Annotated in this window: 19 protein-coding genes; 10 read left to right on the top strand and 9 right to left on the bottom strand. The window is 73.1% G+C overall.

The features are described 5' to 3' along the window. Positions 1 to 23 precede the first annotated feature (23 nt). Positions 24 to 653 (top strand): DedA family protein, encoded by a 630-nt coding sequence (locus tag CLT75_RS25090; RefSeq protein WP_135242733.1) that lies wholly within the window; start codon positions 24 to 26, stop codon positions 651 to 653. Positions 654 to 659: 6 nt separating this feature from the next. On the opposite strand, the gene CLT75_RS25085 is transcribed toward CLT75_RS25090, so the two are convergent. Next, a complete protein-coding gene (locus tag CLT75_RS25085) occupies positions 660 to 1,298 on the bottom strand; it encodes a TetR/AcrR family transcriptional regulator (RefSeq protein WP_199733199.1) in 639 nt (212 codons plus the stop codon). 78 nt (positions 1,299 to 1,376) lie between these two features. Here CLT75_RS25085 and CLT75_RS25080 point away from each other — a divergent pair, with 78 nt between their 5' ends. From CLT75_RS25080 to CLT75_RS25065, 4 genes are all read left to right on the top strand, one after another. Further along, entirely contained in the window at positions 1,377 to 1,829 is a 453-nt protein-coding gene (locus CLT75_RS25080; protein WP_135242732.1) for an SCP2 sterol-binding domain-containing protein, read from the top strand. 1 nt (position 1,830) lies between these two features. Then, positions 1,831 to 3,045, top strand: a complete 1,215-nt coding sequence (locus CLT75_RS25075) for an acyl-CoA dehydrogenase family protein (protein ID WP_135242731.1) — start codon at positions 1,831 to 1,833, stop codon at positions 3,043 to 3,045. Between the two features lie 167 nt (positions 3,046 to 3,212). Next, complete coding sequence (locus tag CLT75_RS25070; RefSeq protein WP_135242730.1) at positions 3,213 to 4,778, top strand: AMP-binding protein; 1,566 nt, start codon at positions 3,213 to 3,215, stop codon at positions 4,776 to 4,778. 77 nt (positions 4,779 to 4,855) lie between these two features. Continuing rightward, positions 4,856 to 6,355, top strand: coding sequence for a N,N-dimethylformamidase beta subunit family domain-containing protein (locus CLT75_RS25065; RefSeq protein WP_135242729.1), 1,500 nt, complete (start codon positions 4,856 to 4,858; stop codon positions 6,353 to 6,355). On the opposite strand, the gene purD is transcribed toward CLT75_RS25065, so the two are convergent. The 3 genes from purD to CLT75_RS25050 all read right to left on the bottom strand — a co-directional run bounded on the left by purD (position 6,339) and on the right by CLT75_RS25050 (position 10,083). Beyond that, a complete protein-coding gene (gene purD / locus CLT75_RS25060) occupies positions 6,339 to 7,586 on the bottom strand; it encodes a phosphoribosylamine--glycine ligase (protein WP_135242728.1) in 1,248 nt (415 codons plus the stop codon). The genes CLT75_RS25065 and purD overlap by 17 nt on opposite strands. A 90-nt stretch (positions 7,587 to 7,676) precedes the next feature. Then, a complete protein-coding gene (locus tag CLT75_RS25055; RefSeq protein ID WP_030500573.1) occupies positions 7,677 to 8,615 on the bottom strand; it encodes a type IV toxin-antitoxin system AbiEi family antitoxin domain-containing protein in 939 nt (312 codons plus the stop codon). Between the two features lie 178 nt (positions 8,616 to 8,793). Continuing rightward, on the bottom strand, positions 8,794 to 10,083 hold the full coding sequence (locus tag CLT75_RS25050) for an adenylosuccinate synthase (protein ID WP_013473426.1): 1,290 nt from the start codon (positions 10,081 to 10,083) through the stop codon (positions 8,794 to 8,796). 121 nt (positions 10,084 to 10,204) lie between these two features. Between CLT75_RS25050 and CLT75_RS25045 the strand changes: the two genes are divergently transcribed. After that, the gene (locus CLT75_RS25045) at positions 10,205 to 11,203 is read left to right on the top strand and encodes a diacylglycerol kinase family protein (RefSeq protein ID WP_135242727.1); all 999 of its coding nucleotides are present in this window, start codon (positions 10,205 to 10,207) and stop codon (positions 11,201 to 11,203) included. A 74-nt stretch (positions 11,204 to 11,277) separates the two neighbouring features. Further along, positions 11,278 to 13,284 carry a chromosome partitioning protein gene (locus tag CLT75_RS25040; RefSeq protein ID WP_135242726.1) on the top strand — a complete coding sequence of 669 codons (2,007 nt, stop codon included), beginning with the start codon at positions 11,278 to 11,280 and terminating at the stop codon, positions 13,282 to 13,284. Between the two features lie 51 nt (positions 13,285 to 13,335). On the opposite strand, the gene CLT75_RS25035 is transcribed toward CLT75_RS25040, so the two are convergent. Beyond that, positions 13,336 to 13,764: a DUF3151 domain-containing protein gene (locus CLT75_RS25035; RefSeq protein ID WP_135242725.1), complete on the bottom strand. Its 429-nt coding sequence runs from the start codon at positions 13,762 to 13,764 to the stop codon at positions 13,336 to 13,338. A 261-nt stretch (positions 13,765 to 14,025) separates the two neighbouring features. Here CLT75_RS25035 and CLT75_RS25030 point away from each other — a divergent pair, with 261 nt between their 5' ends. Next, a complete protein-coding gene (locus CLT75_RS25030) occupies positions 14,026 to 15,240 on the top strand; it encodes an SLOG cluster 4 domain-containing protein (protein ID WP_209310382.1) in 1,215 nt (404 codons plus the stop codon). A 54-nt stretch (positions 15,241 to 15,294) separates the two neighbouring features. Here CLT75_RS25030 and fbaA read toward each other — a convergent pair whose 3' ends face one another. Both fbaA and CLT75_RS25020 read right to left on the bottom strand, forming a co-directional pair. Then, the gene (gene fbaA / locus CLT75_RS25025; protein ID WP_135242723.1) at positions 15,295 to 16,317 is read right to left on the bottom strand and encodes a class II fructose-bisphosphate aldolase; all 1,023 of its coding nucleotides are present in this window, start codon (positions 16,315 to 16,317) and stop codon (positions 15,295 to 15,297) included. A 162-nt stretch (positions 16,318 to 16,479) separates the two neighbouring features. Continuing rightward, positions 16,480 to 16,863, bottom strand: coding sequence for a phage holin family protein (locus CLT75_RS25020; protein WP_135242722.1), 384 nt, complete (start codon positions 16,861 to 16,863; stop codon positions 16,480 to 16,482). A gap of 138 nt (positions 16,864 to 17,001) precedes the next feature. Between CLT75_RS25020 and CLT75_RS25015 the strand changes: the two genes are divergently transcribed. Next, positions 17,002 to 17,211 carry a hypothetical protein gene (locus CLT75_RS25015; protein WP_120572362.1) on the top strand — a complete coding sequence of 70 codons (210 nt, stop codon included), beginning with the start codon at positions 17,002 to 17,004 and terminating at the stop codon, positions 17,209 to 17,211. 12 nt (positions 17,212 to 17,223) lie between these two features. Here the strand turns inward: CLT75_RS25015 and CLT75_RS25010 are convergent, their stop codons facing one another. Further along, on the bottom strand, positions 17,224 to 18,276 hold the full coding sequence (locus CLT75_RS25010; RefSeq protein WP_135242721.1) for an LCP family glycopolymer transferase: 1,053 nt from the start codon (positions 18,274 to 18,276) through the stop codon (positions 17,224 to 17,226). After that, entirely contained in the window at positions 18,276 to 18,758 is a 483-nt protein-coding gene (locus CLT75_RS25005) for a SigE family RNA polymerase sigma factor (protein WP_135242720.1), read from the bottom strand. Before CLT75_RS25005 ends, CLT75_RS25010 begins: the two co-directional genes overlap by 1 nt. A 163-nt stretch (positions 18,759 to 18,921) precedes the next feature. Between CLT75_RS25005 and CLT75_RS25000 the strand changes: the two genes are divergently transcribed. Then, complete coding sequence (locus tag CLT75_RS25000; RefSeq protein WP_135242719.1) at positions 18,922 to 20,478, top strand: LPXTG cell wall anchor domain-containing protein; 1,557 nt, start codon at positions 18,922 to 18,924, stop codon at positions 20,476 to 20,478. Positions 20,479 to 20,673: the final 195 nt, after the last annotated feature.

Genomic DNA, 20,673 nt, shown 5'->3' with positions numbered 1-20,673 from the left:
ACCGCACCACAGAGCATGGGTGCATGGGGGACGTGCTCGACCTGCTGCACCACACGGTGACGTCTCCGTGGGTGTATCTGCTGATCATCGCGGTCACCGCGGTCGACGCGTTCTTCCCGGCGGTACCGGGCGAGACGGTGGTGATCACGGCCGGCGTCTTCGCGGCGGGCGGCGAGCCGAACCTGGTGCTCGTGATCGTGACCGCCGCGTTCGGCGCGCTCCTCGGCGACCACATCTCGTACGCGATCGGGCGTGGCGGCGGCGCGCACCGGCTGGCCCGGTTCCCGGCGGACAGCAGGCGGCGGGCCAGCTCGGAGTGGGCCCGCCGGGCGGTCGACAGGCGCGGCGGGATGATCCTGACCACCGCCCGGTACGTCCCCGGGGGCCGGACCGCCGTCACGCTGACCATGGGTGCGGTCCGCTACCCGGCGCGCACGTTCCTGCTCTACGACGGCCTGGCGTGTACCACCTGGGGGATCTACTGCGGGCTGCTCGGCTACTTCGGCGGCTTGGCGTTCGAGCACAACCCGCTGTCCGGGCTGCTCGCCGGCGTCGCCATCTCGCTGGCCGTCACCGGCCTGTTCGAGGCCGTCCGCTGGGGCCGTCGGCGGGCCCGCCGGCGGGCCCGCCGGCGGGCCGCCGCCCGCCGCTGACCGGCGTCACGCCACCGGCGGATGCCAGCTCACGCCGCGCAGCAACTGGTCGGCGCCGAGCCAGGCCACGTTCATCATCCGGGTCGCGGTCTTGCCGGCGTCGGCCTCGGGGTGGTCGGCCAGCCAGTCTGCGAGCGACTCGGAGGCACCCACCAGCGCGTACGCGACCACCTCCAGGTCGGTGGCGCCGACCTCGCGGCCGGAGGCGCGCAGCGCGTGGTCGAGCATCCCGGCGACCACCTCGACCAGCCGGCCCCGCATGGCGGCGAGTTCGGCGGCGAACGGCTGGGAGCCGCGCGCCTGCCGGTAGAGCACCGCCCAGCCGTCCCGGTGTGCGCCGACGAAGCCGAAGAACGCGCGCAGCCCGCGCCAGAGCCGCTCGTCGGCCGGCAGGTCGGGGGCGGCGGCGCCGGCGATCGCCTCCATCATCCGGGTGCTCTCCCGGTGCAGGCAGGCGATGAAGAGTTCCTCCTTGGTGCCGAGGTAGGCGTACACCATCGGCTTGGAGATGCCGGCGTCGTCGGCGATCTCGTCCATGCTGGCGGCGTGGAAGCCGCGGCGGGAGAACACCTTCACCGCCGCGTCGAGCATCTGCTGCTCGCGTACGGCGCGTGGGAGGCGCTTGAAGGTCGGCGTGCTGGACACTCTTGCGAGCATACCTACCCGTGCGTAAGGTTACGCCAGAGTAACCAAAGTGGCCCCGCCCGAGAGGTGCAATCCCCCATGACTGACTTCGACCCGGCCAACTTCGCGAACGTCGGCCCGAAGGAGTTCGCGCAGCTGATCAAGTCCACGCCGGACGCCAAGATCAACGAGATCATGTCCGGTGACGCGCGCGGCAAGATCCTCAGCGAGGTCTTCAACCGGATGCCCACGCTGTTCCGTGCCGACCGCGCCGGTGCCACAAACGCGGTCATCCACTGGAACATCACCGGCCGTCCGGACGGTGGCACCGACACCTACGAGATCGTCATCGAGAACGGCACCTGCACCGTCTCGGAGACCGCGACCCGCGACCCGAAGCTGAGCCTCACCATGGGCCCGGTCGAGTTCCTGAAGATCGTCTCCGGTGGCGCCAACCCGGTGATGATGTTCATGACCGGCAAGCTGAAGGCCAAGGGCGACCTGGGCCTGGCCGCCAACATCGCCAACCTGTTCGACATCCCCAAGGCCTGACATGGCCGAGTTCTCGCTAGACCTGAACGAGGAACAGCGGGACCTTCGCGACTGGGTGCACGGCTTCGCCGCCGAGGTCGTGCGCCCGGCCGCGGCCGAGTGGGACGCCCGGGAGGAGACCCCCTGGCCGATCATCCAGGAGGCCGCGAAGGTCGGCCTGTACGGGTTCGAGTTCCTCGCCACCTGCTGGGCCGACCCCACCGGCCTCTCCCTGCCGATCGCCAGCGAGGAACTCTTCTGGGGTGACGCCGGCATCGGCCTGAGCATCTTCGGCACCTCCCTCGCGGTCGCCGCGATCTACGGCGCCGGCACCCCCGAGCAGCTCGTCGAGTGGGTGCCGCAGTGCTTCGGCGACGTCGACTCCCCGGCCGTCGCCGCGTTCTGCACGAGCGAGCCGGAGGCCGGATCCGACGTCGGCTCGATGCGTACCCGCGCCGTCTACGACGAGGCCACCGACGAGTGGGTGCTCAACGGGCAGAAGGCGTACGCCACGAACGGCGGCATCGCCGGGGTGCACGTGGTCACCGCCTCGATCGAGCCCGAGCTGGGCTCGCGCGGCCAGGCCGCGTTCGTCGTACCCCCTGGCACTCCCGGTCTGGCCGCCACCCGCAAGCTGCGCAAGCTGGGGCTGCGCGCCTCGCACACCGCGGACGTCTTCCTCGACGACGTCCGGGTGCCAGGCCGCTGCCTGCTCGGCGGCAAGGACGCGCTCGACGAGCGTCTGGCCCGGGCCCGGTCCGGGCAGCGCGCCTCCGGCCAGGCGGCGATGCGGACGTTCGAGCTGTCCCGCCCGACAGTCGGCGCGCAGGCGCTCGGCGTGGCCCGTGCCGCCTACGAGTACGCCCTGGACTACGCCAAGGAGCGGGTCCAGTTCGGACGCCCGATCATCCAGAACCAGGCGGTCGCGTTCGCGCTCGCCGACATGAAGATGGAGATCGACGCGGCCCGGCTGCTGGTCTGGCGCGCCTCCTGGATGGGCCGCAACAACCGGCCGTTCACCGCCGGCGAGGGCTCGATGTCCAAGCTCAAGGCCGGTGAGGTGGCCGTCTCGGTGACCGACAAGGCGGTCCAGCTCCTCGGCGGCGCCGGCTTCCTGCGCGACCACCCGGTCGAGCGGTGGTACCGCGACGCCAAGATCTACACCATCTTCGAGGGCACCTCCGAGATCCAGCGGCTGGTCATCTCCCGGGCCATCTCCGGGATGCAGATCCGCTGAGCGCCGGCGGGCCGCGGCCCGACCCGTGACGGCATGGAACGTCGTCGCGGGCCGGGCCGCCGCTCCCGGGCCGACCCGAAACGCGATCGGGCACAAGATCACGCCGAACCGGACGGCCGACCGTCCGGAGCCTGGTCGACGAACCACGAACGCGAAGGAGTTGCGCCTTGGACCTGCCGTTCATCGCCGCCACGCTGACCCGACGTGGACTGCTCGCCCCGGGCGGACCGATACGCGTGGTCTCCCAGCTCAACGCGCTGCGCCGGTGGGGCTGGAGCCTCGCCGGTGAGCTGCGCCAGGCCGCCGCCCGCGACCCCGGCCGCGTCGCCGTGGTCGACGAGCAGGGCGCCACCATGACGTACCAGAAACTGCTCGACCGCTCCGAGCGGCTGGCCCGGTCGCTGCGGTCCCACCTCGGCGTGCAGACCGGCGACCGGGTGGGCGTGCTCTGCCGCAACCACCACGGCCTGATCGAGGCGATAGTGGCAGCGATGCTGCTCGGCGCGGACGCCGTCCTGGTCAACACCGGCCTGTCCGCCGCGCAACTGGTGACAGTGGCCGAGGAACAGGGCCTGCGCGTCCTGGTGCACGACGGCGAGTTCACCGAACGCGTCCTCGGCCTCCCGGCCGAGCTGCACCGGGTCGACGAGCGGGGGCAGGAGGAGCTGATCGCCGCCGCCGTACCCGGTGAGAAACTCCAGCCGCCGGAGCGGGACGGCCGCACCATAGTGCTCACCTCCGGCACCACCGGCGCGCCCAAGGGCGCCCGCCGGCCCACCCCGCACGGCTTCGGCCCGCTGGTGTCCATCATCGACCGCATCCCGCTGCACGCGCGGGACACCGTGATGATCGCCGCGCCGATCTTCCACACCTGGGGGTACGCCGCGCTCCAGGTGTCGTTCGCGCTGCGCGCCACAGTCGTACTGCACCGGCGCTTCGACCCGGCCGCCACGCTCGCCGCGCTCGCCGCTCAACCGTGCGACGCCATGTTCGCCGTACCGGTGATGCTGCAACGGCTGATGGAGGTCGCACCGCCGCAGCCCCGGCCGCCACTCAAGGTGGTCGCGGTCAGCGGATCCGCGCTGCCCGGCAACCTGGCCACCGCGTTCATGGACCGGTACGGCGACGTGCTCTACAACCTCTACGGCTCGACCGAGGTCTCCTGGGCCTCCATCGCCGGCCCGGCCGAACTGCGCGCCGCGCCCACCACCGCGGGCCGGCCGCCGCACGGCACCCGGCTGGCCATCCTGGACGAGACCGGCCGGCCGGTCCGCGACGGCGAGGTCGGGCGGATCTTCGTGGGCAACGAGATGCTGTTCGAGGGCTACACCTCGGGCGCCGGCCGGGAGAGCCGCGACGGCCTGCTCGACACCGGCGACCTGGGCCGGTTGAGCGCCGACGGACTGCTCTTCGTCGACGGCCGGGCCGACGACATGATCGTCTCGGGCGGCGAGAACGTCTTCCCGTCCGAGGTGGAGGATCTGATCGCCCGGTTGCCGCAGGTCCGCGAGGTCGCCGTGATCGGCGTACCGGACCCCGACTACGGTCAACGGCTGGCCGCGTTCCTGGCGCTGCGCACCGGCGAGACGCTCGACCCGGAGGCGGTCCGCGAGTACGTCCGGCGCTACCTGGCCCGCTTCTCCGTGCCCCGCGACGTGGTGTTCGTCAAGTACCTGCCGCGCAACGCCACCGGCAAGGTGCTCACCCGGGAGCTGCGCCGCTACTTCGATTGATCAACATCGGTCAGACAGCCCTGGCCGCCCGGTGCTACCTTCTCTCCCGATCGAACGGGGAAACGGGGTGCACCACAATGGACCGGTTTCGGCGGCGTACCGCGCTCGGCCTCCTCGTCGGCGGCGCGTCCGCCGCCGCGCTCGGCTCGTTCGACCCGGTCCACGGACGGCCCGACGACCCACCCACCCGGTGGCCGGTTCCGCCCGTCGAGCGGGAGAACCGCGCCGCCGGGGAGCCGTGGTGGCCCGAGCGCGGCGGCCGGGCCGCCGACGACCGGCGGCGTCAGATCCAGGGGTACGCCTCGACGACGAGCGTCGCCCCCGGCGAGGTGATCGATTTCCACGTCGCGGTCAACCCGGGCGGCCGGTTCCGGATCAGCGTGCACCGCATCGGCTGGTACGACGGCGCCGGCGCCCGCACGATGCTGACCAGCCCCGAGCTGAGAGGCGAGCCGCAGCCGGTGCCGGTCGCCGACCCGGACACGGGCGTGCTCGACTGCCGGTGGCCGGTGTCCTGGCGCCTGCCCGTCCCGCACGGCTGGACCTCCGGCCTCTACCAGGCGGTCTTCACCTCGGCCGGCGGCTGGCGGGCGTGCACGCCGTTCGTGGTGCGCGACGACAGGCGCCCGGCCGCGCTCTGCGTGGTGCTGCCGGTGACCACCTGGCAGGCGTACAACCAGTGGCCGCGCGACCGGCGCGTCGGCAAGAGCCTCTACAACGGCTACCGGCCCGACGGGCGGCGCGACCCGGCGCTGCGGGCACGCGCTGTCTCGTTCGACCGCCCGTACGCCGACGCGGGCCTGCCCACCCACTTCGACCGCGACGAGGCAGCGGTCCGGTGGCTGGAACGCAACCTCTACGACGTCAGCTACGCCACCAGCTTCGACCTGCACTCCGGGCGACTCGACCCGGCCCGGTACCGGGGTCTGGTGTTCTGCGGGCACGACGAGTACTGGTCGGCCGAGATGCGCCGCGCCACCGAGGTCGGCCTGGACGGGGGCACCAGCCTCGCGTTCCTCGGCGCGAACAGCGTCTACTGGCACGTCCGCGTACGCCCCGCCGCCGGCGGCCGCCCCGAACGGATCGTGGAGTGCGCCAAGACGCTCCCCGACCCGGGCGCGGGCACCGGCGACCCGACGCTGACGTGGCGCGACCTCGACCGGCCGGAACAGGCGCTGCTCGGCGTGCAGTACAACGGCATCGTGCTGACCCCGCAGCCGCTCGTGGTGCGCGGTGCCGACAACTGGGTGTGGTCCGGCACCGGCGTCGCCGACGGCGACCGCATCCCGGGCGTGGTCGCGGGCGAGGCGGACGGGCTGCACGCGGCCCTCGCCCGGCCCGCCGGGACCACGCTCAGTTCGTCGCCGTACCCGGCACAGCAGGGCGGCCGGCGGCTCCAGAGCAGCCACGTCTACGAGACGGCACGCGGCGCCGTGGTGTTCGCCAGCGGCACGCTCGGCTGGACGCTGGCGCTGGACCGGCAGGGGCACCGCGACCCGCGCATCGAGCGGGCCACGGCGAACGTGCTCAACCGGATGGCCGGCCGCCGACGCGGGACGGTCAGCCCGGGATCGTGATCCGGCCGTCCACCGCCGCCGCCGCGATGTCGGTGCGGTGGTGGGAACCGGCCAGCTCCACGTCGCGTACCAGGGCGTAGGCGGCGTCGCGCGCGGCGGCCAGGTCGGGCCCGGTCGCCGTACCGCAGAGGACCCGGCCGCCGGCGGACCGCAACGTGCCGTGGGCGTCCCGGCGGGTGCCGGCGTGGATGATCCCGGCGCGGTCCGCGCCGGTGATCACATCACCGGTACGCGGGCCCGCCGGATAGCCGTCGGCCGCGACCACGACCGTCACGGCCGCGCCGTCGCGCCACCGCAGCGGCGGGTGCGCGCCGAGCGTGCCGGTGGCGGCGGCGTGCAGCAGCCCACCCAGCGGCGTCTCCAGCAGGGCGAGCACGACCTGCGTCTCCGGGTCGCCGAAGCGCGCGTTGAACTCGATGACACGCGGGCCGGACGGGGTGATCGCCAGGCCCACGTAGAGCAGGCCGGCGAACGGGGTGCCCCGGCGGCGCAGCTCCGCCAGCGTCGGGTGCACCACGTCGCGCATCACGTCGTCGACAAGGTTCGGCGGGGCCCACGGCAGCGGCGCGTACGCGCCCATGCCGCCCGTGTTCGGCCCGGTGTCGCCGTCGCCGACCCGCTTGAAGTCCTGCGCCGGCAGCAGCGGCACCGCTGCCTCGCCGTCGGTCACCACGAACAGGGAGACCTCGGGACCGGACAGGTACTCCTCGATCACCACCCGGCCGCACTCCGCCGCGTGCCGCTCGGCGGCCGCCCGGTCGTCGGTGACCACCACACCCTTGCCGGCGGCGAGCCCGTCGTCCTTCACCACGTACGGCGCGCCGAACTCGTCCAGCGCGTGCGCCACCGCCGCCGCGTCCTCGCAGGTGTACGCGCGGGCGGTCGGCACACCGGCAGCGGTCATCACGTCCTTCGCGAACGTCTTCGAGCCCTCCAGCCGGGCCGCCTCCGCGCTCGGGCCGAACACCGCGATGCCCTTGGCGCGTACCGCGTCGGCGACGCCCGCCACCAGCGGCGCCTCCGGGCCGATGACCACCAGGTCGGCCGCGACCTCGACGGCGAGAGCCGCCACTGCCGCCGGATCGGCGGGTGTCACCTCCCGCAGCGAGGCGACCTCGCCGATCCCCGGATTCCCCGGCGCTGCGACGAGCGCCTCGACAGCCGGGTCACCGGCGAGTCCGAGCGCGAGAGCGTGCTCCCGCCCACCACCACCCACAAGAAGTACGCGCACGACCGGCATCCTACTGACCACCCCACCCCACCCCGTCGATCAAGGAGTTTGCGTCCCAGATTTGGGGTTTTCCGGCCGCAAACTCCTTGATCAACGGGGTGGGAGGCGGCTCTGGCGCAGTGCTCGTCGGACCGTCTCGGGGATGTAGTCGGGGCGGAGGGTGTCGGACCAGGTGAAGCGGAGGATCCGCCAGCCGGCGTTGACCAGGCGGTTCTGCCGGAATCGGTCGGCGTAGACGGCGCCCGGGGTCAGGTGCGGGGCGCGGCCGTCCGCCTCCGCGATCAGGCGCGCGCCCCGCCACGCCAGGTCCCCGATGCCGAGCAGGTAACCGTCCTCGTCCCGGACCGGCAGCTGGAGGGTGTCCGGCGGCACGCCGCCGTCGACGCATCGGAGCCGGGTACGGGTCTCCAGGGGTGACTGTGCCCGGCCGTCCGCCTCGGCCAGGTACTCCCGCGCGGCGACCGCCCCGCGGCGTCCGGCGAGATGCGCGAGCACCAGGGACAGGTCGTCCTCGGCCAGGATCCCCTGGTTGAGCGCGGAGTCGAGAACGCACACCGCCGGGTAGCGCCGAGCTCGCAGCAACACGTCGGCAACGGTCCGCGCCGGTGTGGTGACCGGTACGCCGCCAGCCCGGCACACGTCCGCGTCGGCGAGCGTCAACTGGTGCACCGTCAGGCCCGGCTCCGCCCGGCGCTGCACGTGCGGCCGGTCCGGCGGCACCGAGACGTGGATCGCCGCCGTCGGCGAAAGGCCGGCGATGCCGTGCAGTTCGGCGGCGGTGTCGAGTACGGCGACCGCGCCCGGCCCCAGGCTCGCGATCGCGGCGCGGATGCGGACCCGTCGCAGCGCCACCGGCGTCGGTCCGGCGGGGCACGGCAGGTAGCAGCCGCGCGAGACGCGCGTCCATCGTCCGGCTCGGACGAGGTAGCGGATCTGCTCCCGGCCGAGGCCCAGGCGCAAAGCCTGCCCCGCCGTCACGAACCCGCCCTGCCCGGCGGCCAGCCGCGTCAGCTCGTCGAATTCACCCACACGCGCAGGTTCCCCCGCGCCACCCCACAGCCGACACCCCTGTGGACAACTCTGTGGATAAACAGACCCACTCTCCCCGGCGACCACTCCGCGACCGCCCCGGTGATCAAGGAGTTTGTGTCCGGATCCGACGCCGGACTGGACACAAACTCCTTGATCAACGACAAAAGGTGGGGGGTTAGGGGAGGAGGGGGTGGCGGAGGACGTTTTCCTCTCGGCCTGGGCCCACACCCACCACGCTCACGCGGGTGCCGGTCAGCTCCTCGATACGGGCGATGTAGCGGCGGGCGTTCTCCGGGAGCTCGTCCTCGGTCCGCGCCTTGGTGATGTCCTCCCACCAGCCGTCGAGCTCTTCGTAGATCGGCGTGGCGTGGTGGAAGTCGGTCTGCGTCATCGGCATGTCGTCGAACCGCTCGCCGTTGATCTCGTACCCGACGCAGATCGGCACCTTGGCCAGGCCGGTCAGCACGTCCAGCTTCGTGACCACCAGGTCGGTGACGCCGTTGAGGCGGCACGCGTACCGGGCCACCACGGCGTCGAACCAGCCGCAGCGGCGCTCCCGGCCGGTGGTGGTGCCGTACTCGTGGCCGACCTTGCGCAGGTGCTGCCCGTTGTCGTCGAACAGCTCGGTCGGGAACGGGCCGGAGCCCACCCGCGTCGTGTACGCCTTGCTCACGGCGATGACCTTGGTGATCGCGGTCGGCGGGATGCCCGCGCCCACGCACGCCCCACCGGCCGTCGGGTTCGACGAGGTGACGAACGGGTAGGTGCCGTGGTCCATGTCGAGCATGGTGGCCTGGGCGCCCTCCAGCAGCACTGTCTCGCCGCGGTCGAGCGCGTCCCAGAGCATGACTCGGGTCTCGGCGATGTACGGGCGCAGCCGCTCGGCGTACTGGAGGTACTCCTCGACGGTCTCCTCGACGTCGATCGCCTTGCGGTTGTAGACCTTGAACAGCAGCTGGTTCTTCTCGCGGAGCGCCAGCTCCAGCTTCTTGCGCAGGATGCCCGGGTCGAGCAGGTCCTGGAGCCGGATGCCCATCCGGGCGACCTTGTCGCCGTACGCGGGACCGATGCCCCGGCCGGTGGTGCCGATGCGGGAGCTGCCCAGGTAGCGCTCGACCACCCGGTCCAGCGCCCGGTGGTGCGGCATGATCAGGTGCGCGTCGCCGGAGATGCGCAGGCGGGACACGTCCACGCCGCGCTCGGCGAGCCCGTCGATCTCCTGGAGCAGCACCTTCGGGTCGACCACCACGCCGTTGCCGATCACGATCATCGCGCTCGGTGACAGCGCACCGGACGGCATGAGGTGCAGCGCGTACTTCTGGCCGTCCGGCGTGATCACCGTGTGGCCTGCGTTGTTGCCGCCGGAGTAGCGCACGACGTAGTCGACCCGCTCACCCAGCAGGTCGGTAACCTTGCCCTTGCCCTCGTCGCCCCACTGGGCGCCGAGCAGCACGATCGCTGGCATCTTCTCGCCTCCAGAAGGCTCGGGTGCCAGGTGGCGACCGGTCAGCGAGCCCGGGGTGTCAGGCTAACAAGTAGTGACGGCGGGACCAGCAGGGGTTGGTCGAGAAGCAGGAGGCTCCTTCGTGTACGACGTGGTGCTGCTCACCCTCGGCTCGGACCGGGACGCTCCCGGTGGTGGCTGCGGCAGCGGCGGCGCCTGCTGCGGCGGCGCGGACGACACCGCCGCCGAGACCGGCGAGGAGCGCTGCGAGACGCCGCGCGTACCGGTGCTGGCCTGCGCGGACGAGCTGACCGCCCGGGGCGCCCGGGTGACCACGGTGACCGCCCGGTCGGACAAGGAGATCGACGAGGTGCTGGCCCGCCTCGACGGCCCGCCGCGCGCCGACGGCCTCACCTGGCCGGACTCCGACGGCAAGACCCGGCTCATCGTCGCCACTGCGAGTGACGGTCAGTTGCGCGCCGTCCTGCGCCGGCTGGTGCGCCGGTACGCTCCGCCGCCGAGCCGCCGCCCCGCGGACCTCGCCGACGACCGTACGGTGCCCGACCTGCCGCCGGTGGGCGTACTCCCGCTCGATCCGGCCCGGTCCGGGACGGCGCGCGACCTGGCCGCGCAGCTCGGGCTGCCGCGCGACCCGGCCGGGGTTGCCGCGGCGGTGCTGGACGGCACCCCCCGGCGGCTTGACCTGCTGCGCAACGACGGCGGCTCGGTGACGCTGGACGGCGCGCTGCTCGGCGCCGCCGACGACGCCGGCCGACCGCTGCACTGGCGGGCCCGGGTCGAGGTCGACGGCACGGTGCTCAGCGACGGCTCCGAGCCGATCACCGCCTGCGCGATCGGCAACGCGGGCGGGTACGCGTGCCTGGGCGAGGTGGACCTGCTGGGCGGCCCGGATCCGGCCGACGGGCGGGTGACGGTGGGCGTCGCCGTACCAGTGGTGACCCGGTCGGCGTTGGGCCGGAAGAAGGTCCGGCTGGAGGTACGCCGGGCGCGGGGACGCGCGGTGGCGGTGGTGCCCCGCGACGAGAAGGTGCCCTTCCTCGACGACGGCGTCGAGGGCGAGCTGAGCCGCAAGCGCTCCTGGTGGACCGAGCCGGGCGCCTGGGCGGTCTGGACGGGCTGACCTCGGTCGATCCTCACCCGGCTCGCGGCGCTGGCCGGACCGCCTATCCTCGGCGGAAGGAATGGGGAGGAACCGTGGTGCACGAGAATGACGACCGGGCCCACGTACCGGGCCGACCGCAGGTGCCGCAGCGGGACGTCGAGCCGCTGTGGCCGCCGGAGGAGACCGACGCCGCGGCGGCCACGATCCCGCCGTGGGCGTCGGTGCCCTGGCCGCTCCCGCCCGCCGACGCTCCCACGCCGCCGGCCGCGGACGTCCCGGCGCCCCCGGCACCGGTGGCGGCGGACGTTCCGGTGCCCCAGGCACCCGCTGTCGACCTGGACCTGCCGTTCACGCTCGACCGGGCGACCTCCGCCCCGTCACCGGCCCAGCCGGAACCGGCGGCACCCGGCTCACCGGCGGCGCCCGGTACTCCGGCGGCGCCCGTCCCGGCGACCACGCCCGCCCCCGGCACTGGCGGAACGGCGACCGCCGGCGAGGGCACCGGGAACGGACGGCCCGCCTCCCCGTGGGCACAGCCGCCACAGCGGGCCGGGTCGGACTCCGCCACCACGCCCGACCCGCTCCCCACCGAGGCAGCAGCTCCGCCGTCCGAGTCAGCGGAGGCCGACGGCATCGCGTCCGGCCGCGCCACCGTGGCAACGCCCCCGCCCGAGGCACTCTCCACCGACGGCACCGCCTCCGGCCGGGCCGCCGTGGCGCCGCCCCCGCCGCCTGACGCCCTCCCCGAGGACGGCACGGTGTCCGGCCGCGCCACTGTCACCCCGGCACCGCCCCCACCGTCCGACGCCCTCCCTGCCGACGGCACCCCCGCGGGCCGGGCCACCGTCGCCGGGACGCAGCCGTCGCCGGAATCCGGTACGGGACCGGCAGAGCCGGGCGCGCCCGAGCAGACGCCCCGCCTCGGGCCGTTCCCGCCGTCGCCGGGCGTACCGGCACAGCCGTCCCCGTACGGCAACGGCTACCCGTCGCCCGGGTACCAGCCCGGTCAGCCCGGCTGGTACCCGCCGCCCGGCTGGACGCCCCAGGCCGGCGCACCGCAGCCGGGCGGCCCGATGCCGCCGCAGGCGCCGGTGTCCGGCCCGGTGGTGCCGCCACCGCCGCCTCAGCCCGGAGCGCCCCACCCGGAGCAGGGCTGGACGCCGCAGCAGGCGGTGCCCCCGACCGCCGAGGACTTCGCGCGCCGCCGCCAGGCCCGGCCGGTCGACCCGGTGGCCACCATGGGCGTACGCGCGGTGGTCAACAAGATCGGGCTGGTCCGGCTCGCGCCCGGGCGGCACGAGCAGGAGATGAAGCGCGACATCGAGATGGTCCGCCGCAACTTCGGCGGGCTGCGCCAGGTGACAGTGGTCAACCCGAAGGGCGGCGCCGGCAAGACGGTGGCGATCCTGCTGCTCGCCATGACGTTCGGCCAGAAGCGCGGCGGATACGTGCTGGCCTGGGACAACAACGAGACCCAGGGCACCCTGGGCATGCGGGCGCAGCAGGACTTCCACGCCCGTACGGTGCGGGACATGCTGCGCGACCTGGCGCAGTTCCAGGGCCCGCACGGCCGGGTGGGCGACCTGTCGCAGTACGTCCGCTCGCAGGGCGAGGGCATGTTCGACGTGCTCGCCTCGGACGAGTCGGCGACCGGCGGCGAGATGCTCACCGCCGCCGCGTTCGCGGAGATCCGCGAGGTGGTCAGCCGCTTCTACAAGCTGATCTTCGTGGACACCGGCAACAACGTCCGGGCGCAGAACTGGCAGGCCGCGATGGACGCCACCGACCAGCTCGTGGTGACCATGTCGGCCCGTAACGACTCGGCCGAGACCGCCGCCCGGATGCTCGACCACCTGGAGCAGAGCGGCCGGCAGCGGCTGGTCCGGCAGGCGGTGACAGTGGTCTCGATGCCGCCGTCCCGCAAGGAGATCGACCTGCCCGCGATCCAGGCCCACTTCGCGGCGCGGACCCGGGCGGTGCTGCTGGCCCCGTACGAGCGGCTCATCGACACCGGCGAACCGCTGCGGTACGGGCAGCTCTCCTCCGCCACCCGGGACGCCTGGCTGAAGATCGCCGCGTCGGTGGCGGAAGGGCTGTAGGACGGGCGCGACGGCCGGCGCCCGGGTCGGGACCGGCCGTCGCGGCAGTGGTCAGTCGCCGGAGAGCGCGTCTCCGGCGGCCGGGTCGCAGTCGCGGAGGAACTGGGCGCACCGGGCCGCCTCGTCCGCCTCACCGATCTCCCCCGCGGCGCGGGACAGCACGTAGAGGCAGCGGAGGAAGCCCCGGTTGGGCTTGTGCGACCAGGGCACCGGGCCGTGGCCCTTCCAGCCGCTGCGGCGCAGCTGGTCCAGGCCCCGGTGGTAGCCGGTGCGGGCGTACGCGTACGCCGTGACGACCTGACCCGCGGCGAGCGCGCGGCCGGCCAGCGCGGCCCAGGCCGCACTGTAGGTCGGGAAACGGGCCGCGACCTCGGCGTACGCCTCGTCGGTGCCCTGCTCGGCCGCCGCCGCCAGCGCGGCGTCGGCCTCCTCGTGGACCGGGAGCAGGGTGGCCGGTGGCTCAGGCAACAGGTTCTGCATCGCCCCATTCAACCCGCTTCGCCCTCGGGTACGCGAGGGGCCCCGCCCGGACGGTTGGCTGAACGGCTGAGGGTTTCGTCACGCCTGCGGCGGGAGCACACGTACCCGCGGCCCATGCCGCCGCCGTGGTTCTTGCACTACAAATACAGATCCGGAGCCTCCCCAGGACCCGGTTACGCAGGAGCCCGGCGGCGTGCCCGCCGGGCTCCTGTCGTTCTCGCCCCGGTTTCGGCACTTGCCGTGCGGGGGCAGGATGGCCTGGTGCCGACCCCACCACCCGCGGACGTCATCGAGCCGCACGCGCCCCACGTCAACGAGATCGAGACCCGCACCGCGTTCGAGCAGCGGCTGGCCGGGGGCACCCTGGCCGGTCTGACCGTGCAGGGCCTGCGCCTCGACCTCGACCCGGTACCCGACCTGCGTGACGTCGACGTCACCGGCACGCTCTTCGTAGGCTGCCGTTTCGCCGGCCGCGAGGTGGGCGCGGACCTGGTCCGCCGGGGCGCCAACGTGGTCCCGCCGTTCTCCGGGCTGCCCTACCCGACCCAGCCGTCGCACCTCTACACCGCCGACGAACTGGCCGCCGGGTTCGCCGAGGGCGGGTTCGCCGAGATGTACGACACCCGGGTGTACGCGCACTTCCGGGCGCACGGCGGCGCGCTGCCGGACGTACGCGAGGCGCTCGGGCAGCGACTGCACGACCACGGTGTGGACAACGCGCTGGCCGACGCCACCCGGTCGTGGCTGGCCGCGCACGGGCCGCAGTCGGTGGTGGGGGTGATGGGCGGGCACGCGGTGCCGCGCGGCAGCGTCGCGTACCGGATGGCCGCCGTGCTGGGCTGGGAGCTGGCGCGGGCCGACCGCCTGGTGGTGACCGGCGGTGGTCCGGGCGTGATGGAGGCGGCGAACCTCGGCGCGTTCCTCGCGGCCTGGCCGGCCGAGGAGCTGTCCGCCGCGATCGACGTGCTCGCCGTCGCGCCGGACTTCACCGACCACGACCGGTACACGGCGGCGGCGCTGGCGGTGCGCAAGCGGTACGCGGACGGCACGTCGCTGCCCTCGCCCCGCCCGTCGGCGCCGGGCACCGAGTGGGCCCGTTCCGGCGGGCTGGCCATCCCCACCTGGTTGTACGGCCACGAGCCGGCGAACCTGTTCGCGGGCCGGATCGCGAAGTACTTCTCCAACGCCATCCGGGAGGACACCATCCTGCGGCTGGCCCGGGGCGGGATCGTGTTCGCACCCGGCAAGGCCGGAACCGTGCAGGAGGTGTTCCAGGCGGCCACCAAGACGTTCTACGGCACCGACGGGGCGAGCGGGGCGTACGTCTTCCTGGACCGCACGTACTGGACCACGGAGCTGCCGGTGGAGTCGCTGCTGCGGCCGCTGTTCGCCGCGTCCCCGTTCGGCGACCTGTCGCACACGATCCACCTGACCGACGACGTGCGCGACGCCGTCCGGGTGCTGACCGCCGGGTGAGACACGGAAGGCCGGCCCCGTCCGGGTGCCGGCCTTCCGTTCACGCGCGAGGCGTCACTTCATGGTGGTGCCGGTGGAGCGCAGGTGCTCGCAGGCCTCGACCACGCGGGCGGCCATGCCGGCCTCGGCGGCCTTGCCCCAGACGCGCGGGTCGTACATCTTCTTGTTGCCGACCTCGCCGTCGACCTTCAGCACGCCGTCGTAGTTGCGGAACATGTGGTCCGCGACCGGGCGGGTGAAGGTGTACTGGGTGTCGGTGTCGATGTTCATCTTCACCACGCCGTAGTCCAGTGCCTCCCGGATCTCCGACAGCAGCGAGCCGGAGCCGCCGTGGAAGACCAGGCTGAGCGGCTTGTCCTTGCCGTACTTGGCGCCCACCGCCACCTGGATGTCGTGCAGCACCGAGGGGCGCAGCTTGACGTTGCCCGGCTTGTAGACGCCGTGCACGTTGCCGAAGGTCAGCGCCGCCATGTAGCGGCCCTTCTCGCCCAGGCCGAGCGCGTCGACCATGGCCAGGCCGTCGTCGACGGTGGTGTAGAGCTTGTCGTTGATGGCGTTCTCGACGCCGTCCTCCTCGCCGCCGACGACGCCGACCTCGATCTCCAGGACGATCTTGCCCTTGGCGGCCTCGGCGAGGAGCTGCTCGGCGATCTCCAGGTTCTCCGCCACCGGCACGGCCGAGCCGTCCCACATGTGCGACTGGAACAGCGGCTCCTGGCCGCCCTTGACGCGCTCCTGCGAGATGGCCATCAGCGGCCGGACGAACTTGTCCAGCTTGTCCTTCGGGCAGTGGTCGGTGTGCAGCGCGATGTTCACCGGGTACTTCTTGGCGACCTCGTGCGCGTACGCGGCGAACGCCACCGCGCCGGTCACCATGTCCTTCACGGACGGGCCGGACAGGTACTCCGCGCCGCCGGTGGAGACCTGGATGATGCCGTCGCTCTCCGCATCGGCGAAGCCCTTGAGCGCCGCGTTCAGCGTCTGCGAGGAGGTCACGTTGATCGCGGGGTACGCGTACCGGCCGGCCTTGGCCCGGTCCAGCATCTCCGCGTAAGCCTCGGGGGAAGCGATGGGCATGTCGAACGCTCCTTACTTACCGCTCTCGGCCGTGCAGGCCGCTGTCTTCCATGGGCGCGACCGTTCCGGTCGCTCACGTCCACGGTTGCGCCGGACCGCGCTGTCCACCGCGGGCAGTATCCCGCAGGAGCGTGAGCGGGGCACAACCGGCCCGGACGCCGCTCACCGGTTCTCCAGCCGGTCCGGTACGACGACGCTGATCAGCCAGCTCACCACCGCGACCACGATGGCGCCCCAGAAGGCGGCCCAGAAGCCGTCGACGTGGAACGGGAGCTTCAGCACCCCGGCGATCCAGTCGGTGAGCAGGAACAGCAGCGCGTTCACCACGAGCGCGAACAGGCCGAGCGTGAGCAGGTAGAACACGCAGCCGAACACCTTGATGAGCGGCTTGAGCACCGCGTTGACCACACCGAAGACCAGTGCCACCACGATCAGGGTGAGCACGTTGCTGCCGGTGTTGCGGCCACTCACCTCCACTCCGGGCACGATCAAGGTCGCGATCCACAACGCGACAGCGGTGATCGCCAGTCGGATCAGGAAGCCCATGCCTCCCATCCTGGCACCGGCCGCGCGCCGGGAGCGGGACAATCGCCGACTCCGCCGTTCCGCCCGCCACCCAGCGAGGGCCCGGAGCAGCCCGTACGGTGGTGGGGACGATGCCCGCACGGAGAACAGGGAGGGACGATGGGTCAGCCCGACGAGGACTTCGCCCCCAGTGACCACCTCGCCCCGGAGGAGCGGGATCTGGAGGCCGAGCCGGCCGACGCGGTCGAGCAGGCCACCACGGTGACCGACGAGACAGACGGTGAGCCGCACCGGGGCATGGAGGTCGACGACTGGGACGCCATGGAGCAGGCCCGCGTCGTCACCGCCGACGAGGACGACTACCGCTGATCCGGGGCCCGCTCACCGCAGCGCGGTGACCTGCCCCGGGTGGGCGGCGGTCCACCGCGCCAGCCGGTCCGCCCGTAACGCGTCCAGGAACCCGGGGGCGAGTTCCGGGTCCGGCTCGTACCCGCGACCGTTCCACTCGTCGCGTACCGGGAAGGCGAGCGCGACCGGCTCCGCAACGGCGGTTCGGCCGCTCGCGGCGGTCAGCGCCGGCAGCGACAGGTCACCGGTGTCGATCGTGACGGCCGGTCCGATCCGTAGGACCAGCCGGCCGAGCTGCGCCGGATCGGTCGCCGTGCCCTGCTCCCGCAGTTGGCGGAGCAGCCCGGCGGCGTAGCGCGCCGCGTTGCGGTCCCGGTCCAGCCCACCGTCACGCAGGCCGTACCGCTGCCGCAGCAGGTCCACCGCCGCCGGGCCGTCGAGCCGCTGACATCCGGCCGGGAAACGCCGCTCGGTGTGCACCGAACGCACCGGCGCCGGCAGGCAGACCGGCACGCCGCCGACCGCGTCGGTCAGCTCACGCGCCCCCGGGTACGTGAGCACCGCGCCGGCGTCGACGCGTACCCCGGTCAGCCGGGCGACCGCCTCGCGGGTCGCCCGGTAGCCGGCGGCCAGGTCGGTGCCCGGCCCGGCGGCGCGGGAGAACGTCGCGTTGAGCTTCTCCGTCCCGCCCTGCGGCGGCACCGGCACCAGCAGGTCACGCGGGAACGACACGAGGTAGAGCCGGCTCCGGTCGGCCGGCAGGTGCACCAGCAGCACCGAGTCGGCGCGCCGGCTGCCGACCGGCTGGTCGACGCCGAGCAGCAGCAGGTTCAGCGCGCCGCCGGGCTCCGGCACCGCCGTGGAGGGCGCGGGCGCCGCCGTGGGCGCCGGCGGCCGGGGCGCCATCGCGGTGAAACCGACGAGTGCGACGGCGGCGACCGCCAGCGCCGTGCCGGCCAGGCGTACGCGCCGACGGCGCCGACGGCGGATGATCACCGCCCGGTCGACGGCGGCCCGGACCGGGCCGACGGGCGGGGTCGACTCCTCGAGGCGGGCGAACGCGGCCCGCAGCTCGTCCTCGATCATCAGGAAACCTCCACGAGTTCGGCTCGGAGGGTGGCCAGCGCACGCGAGATGCTGGACCGGACGGTGCCGACGGCGCAGCCGAGGATCTCCGCGATCTCCGCGTCCGGCAGGTCCTCGTAGTAGCGCAGCACCAGCGCGGCACGCTGCCGCCGGGGCAACCGGGACAGCCAGTCCCGGATCTGGTCCCGGTCCGCCGCGGACTGGGCGTGGTCGGCCGGCGCGGGCACCGATTCGTCCGCCGCGCCGCGCAGCAGCACCCGCCGCGCCCACGATCCGCGCCGCCAGTCGATGAACTGGTTGGTGAGCATCCGGCGCACGTACCGCTCCGGGGCGTCGGTGCGGGCCACCCGCCGCCAGTGGAGCTGGACCCGGACCAGGGTCTCCTGCACCAGATCCTGCGCCTGGTGCGGATCCCCGGTCAGCATGACCGCGTACCGCAGCAGGGCGCCCAACCGCGCGTCGGCGAACTCCTCGTACGTCACTGCACCTCCCGGTGTCCGATTGATGGACGGTTCCGGGCAGGTGGAACATTGCGGTGGCGCCGATCATCCGTTCGGTCAATATTCATGATGGGGGACAACACGATCCTTTAAGGAATCCTTAAGCTCCGTGGGCTCCACCTGATCACCCCACGGGAGGACCCACATGCTCAGCAACTCCACCCGGCGCTGGTTCGCCGGGTTGGGCGTCGCAGGCGCGTTCGTCGCCGCCTCCGCCACTCCCGCCCTCGCGGCGGACGCGCCGTTCGAGGTCGTCACGCACGACCTGCTCGTCGCCCCGGGCCACCTGGGTTACGGCTCGCTCTTCGCGCACATGTCCGACGGCGAGTCGGAGCCCACGTTCGGCCGCACCACGATCGACATCGACTTCTCCGCGGTCTCGGGCTTCGCCACCGTCGAGCCGGCGTGGGACTGGACCTGCGACGTCTCCTCCACCAAGCTGCACTGCGAGGCGGACCTCGCCGACGGCGACGAGCCCTGGTTCGACTACCTGGTCAACGGCAAGGACACCGCCGAGCCGGGCCAGAAGGGCGCACTGAAGATCAGCGTCACCTCGGGCGGCAAGACGGCCACCGGTACGGCCGGTGTCACCATCGCCGAGGGCGTCGACCTGGTGAGCGACCCGACCGTCGAGGCGAGCGGGGCCCCGGGCGGGCGCGCCGCCGTGCCGGGTGTCGTCCGCAACGGCGGCGACACCACAGTCGACGGGACGGTGCTCGTCGTGCAGGCCGACTGGCTCGCGTCGTACGGCGGGAACTTCTCCAACTGCCGGGCCCAGGAGGACGGGTTCTACGCCTTCTGCGCCTTCGACACGAAGATCGAGCCGGGCCGGTCGTACAAGCTCTCCGAGGACCTGCCGATCACGCTGCGCCCGGAGACGCGTACCGGCGCCCGGTTCCCGGTCTACCTCGACTGGTGGACCACCGACGACTTCGACCAGGCGTTCGAGGACTGGCTGGACGAAGTCAAGCCCGGCACGGGCCCCGAGCTGCGCCTGGTCGAGAAGTCGGTGCAGGCCGCGCGGGTACCGCAGACCGACCTGGACCAGATGAACAACTTCACCGTCGCGACCGTGAAGGTCACCGGTGACAACCCGGCCGACCTCGCCGCCGAGGGCGCCACCGCCACCGGGAAGAAGGGCGACGTCGTCACTGTCGCGCCGAGCTTCACCAACCTGGGTCCGGCCACGCTGGAGTACCTGGGCCAGGGCACCCCGGGCATCCGCCTGGAGGACCTGCCGGTCCGCGTCACCGTCCCGGCCGGCACGACCGCCGTCGAGGCGCCGTACGACTGCGTGCCGTTCCTGCCCACGAAGGAGTGGGACCCGTGGACCGCGAACTGGGGTGAGCCGGGGGCCAAGGAGTACGCCTGCCAGGTCACCGAGAGCCCCAAGGGCATGAAGAACCCGTACGAGTTCCGCCTGCGCATCGACACGGCGACCGCTAACGCGGCGGGCAGCTTCACCACGAAGCTCTCCGGCGACCCGAACGGCAAGAACGACACCGCCGCGATCGTCATCAACCCGGCCGGCGGCACGCCCGGTAACCCGGGCGACGGTGGCCAGGGCGGCGGTGACGGTGGCACGCTGCCGATCACCGGTTCCTCCACCGGCCTGATCGCCGGCATCGGCGCGCTGCTGCTCGCCGCCGGTGCGGTCGGCTACGTGCTGACCCGCCGCCGCAAGACCCGCTTCGTCGCCTGACCCACGCGACACCGGTGCCCCGTCGACCCAGAGGTCGGCGGGGCACCTCCGCATAGAAGCAAAGGCACCAAGCAGTACGGCTGTCGACGAAGCCGGACCAGGTCAGGTTTCCGGGGGAGCCCGGCCCGCGCAGGGATCAAGCCTGACCGCCCGGAGCGGGTCGGGCTCCCCCGGAAACCCCCACGACACGAGCCA

Source organism: Micromonospora sp. CNZ285, from assembly GCF_004637285.1.
This window is presented reverse-complemented; position numbering and strand designations above follow the sequence as displayed.

Bases quoted from the DNA above. Each gene is read 5' to 3' on its own strand.
- CLT75_RS25090 (WP_135242733.1), top strand. From the start codon at position 24: ATGGGGGACGTGCTCGACCTGCTGCACCACACGGTGACGTCTCCGTGG.
- CLT75_RS25080 (WP_135242732.1), top strand. From the start codon at position 1,377: ATGACTGACTTCGACCCGGCCAACTTCGCGAACGTCGGCCCGAAGGAG.
- CLT75_RS25075 (WP_135242731.1), top strand. From the start codon at position 1,831: ATGGCCGAGTTCTCGCTAGACCTGAACGAGGAACAGCGGGACCTTCGC.
- CLT75_RS25065 (WP_135242729.1), top strand. From the start codon at position 4,856: ATGGACCGGTTTCGGCGGCGTACCGCGCTCGGCCTCCTCGTCGGCGGC.
- CLT75_RS25050 (WP_013473426.1), bottom strand. From the start codon at position 10,083: ATGCCAGCGATCGTGCTGCTCGGCGCCCAGTGGGGCGACGAGGGCAAG.
- CLT75_RS25035 (WP_135242725.1), bottom strand. From the start codon at position 13,764: ATGCAGAACCTGTTGCCTGAGCCACCGGCCACCCTGCTCCCGGTCCAC.
- fbaA (WP_135242723.1), bottom strand. From the start codon at position 16,317: ATGCCCATCGCTTCCCCCGAGGCTTACGCGGAGATGCTGGACCGGGCC.
- CLT75_RS25020 (WP_135242722.1), bottom strand. From the start codon at position 16,863: ATGGGCTTCCTGATCCGACTGGCGATCACCGCTGTCGCGTTGTGGATC.
- CLT75_RS25015 (WP_120572362.1), top strand. From the start codon at position 17,002: ATGGGTCAGCCCGACGAGGACTTCGCCCCCAGTGACCACCTCGCCCCG.
- CLT75_RS25010 (WP_135242721.1), bottom strand. From the start codon at position 18,276: ATGATCGAGGACGAGCTGCGGGCCGCGTTCGCCCGCCTCGAGGAGTCG.
- CLT75_RS25000 (WP_135242719.1), top strand. From the start codon at position 18,922: ATGCTCAGCAACTCCACCCGGCGCTGGTTCGCCGGGTTGGGCGTCGCA.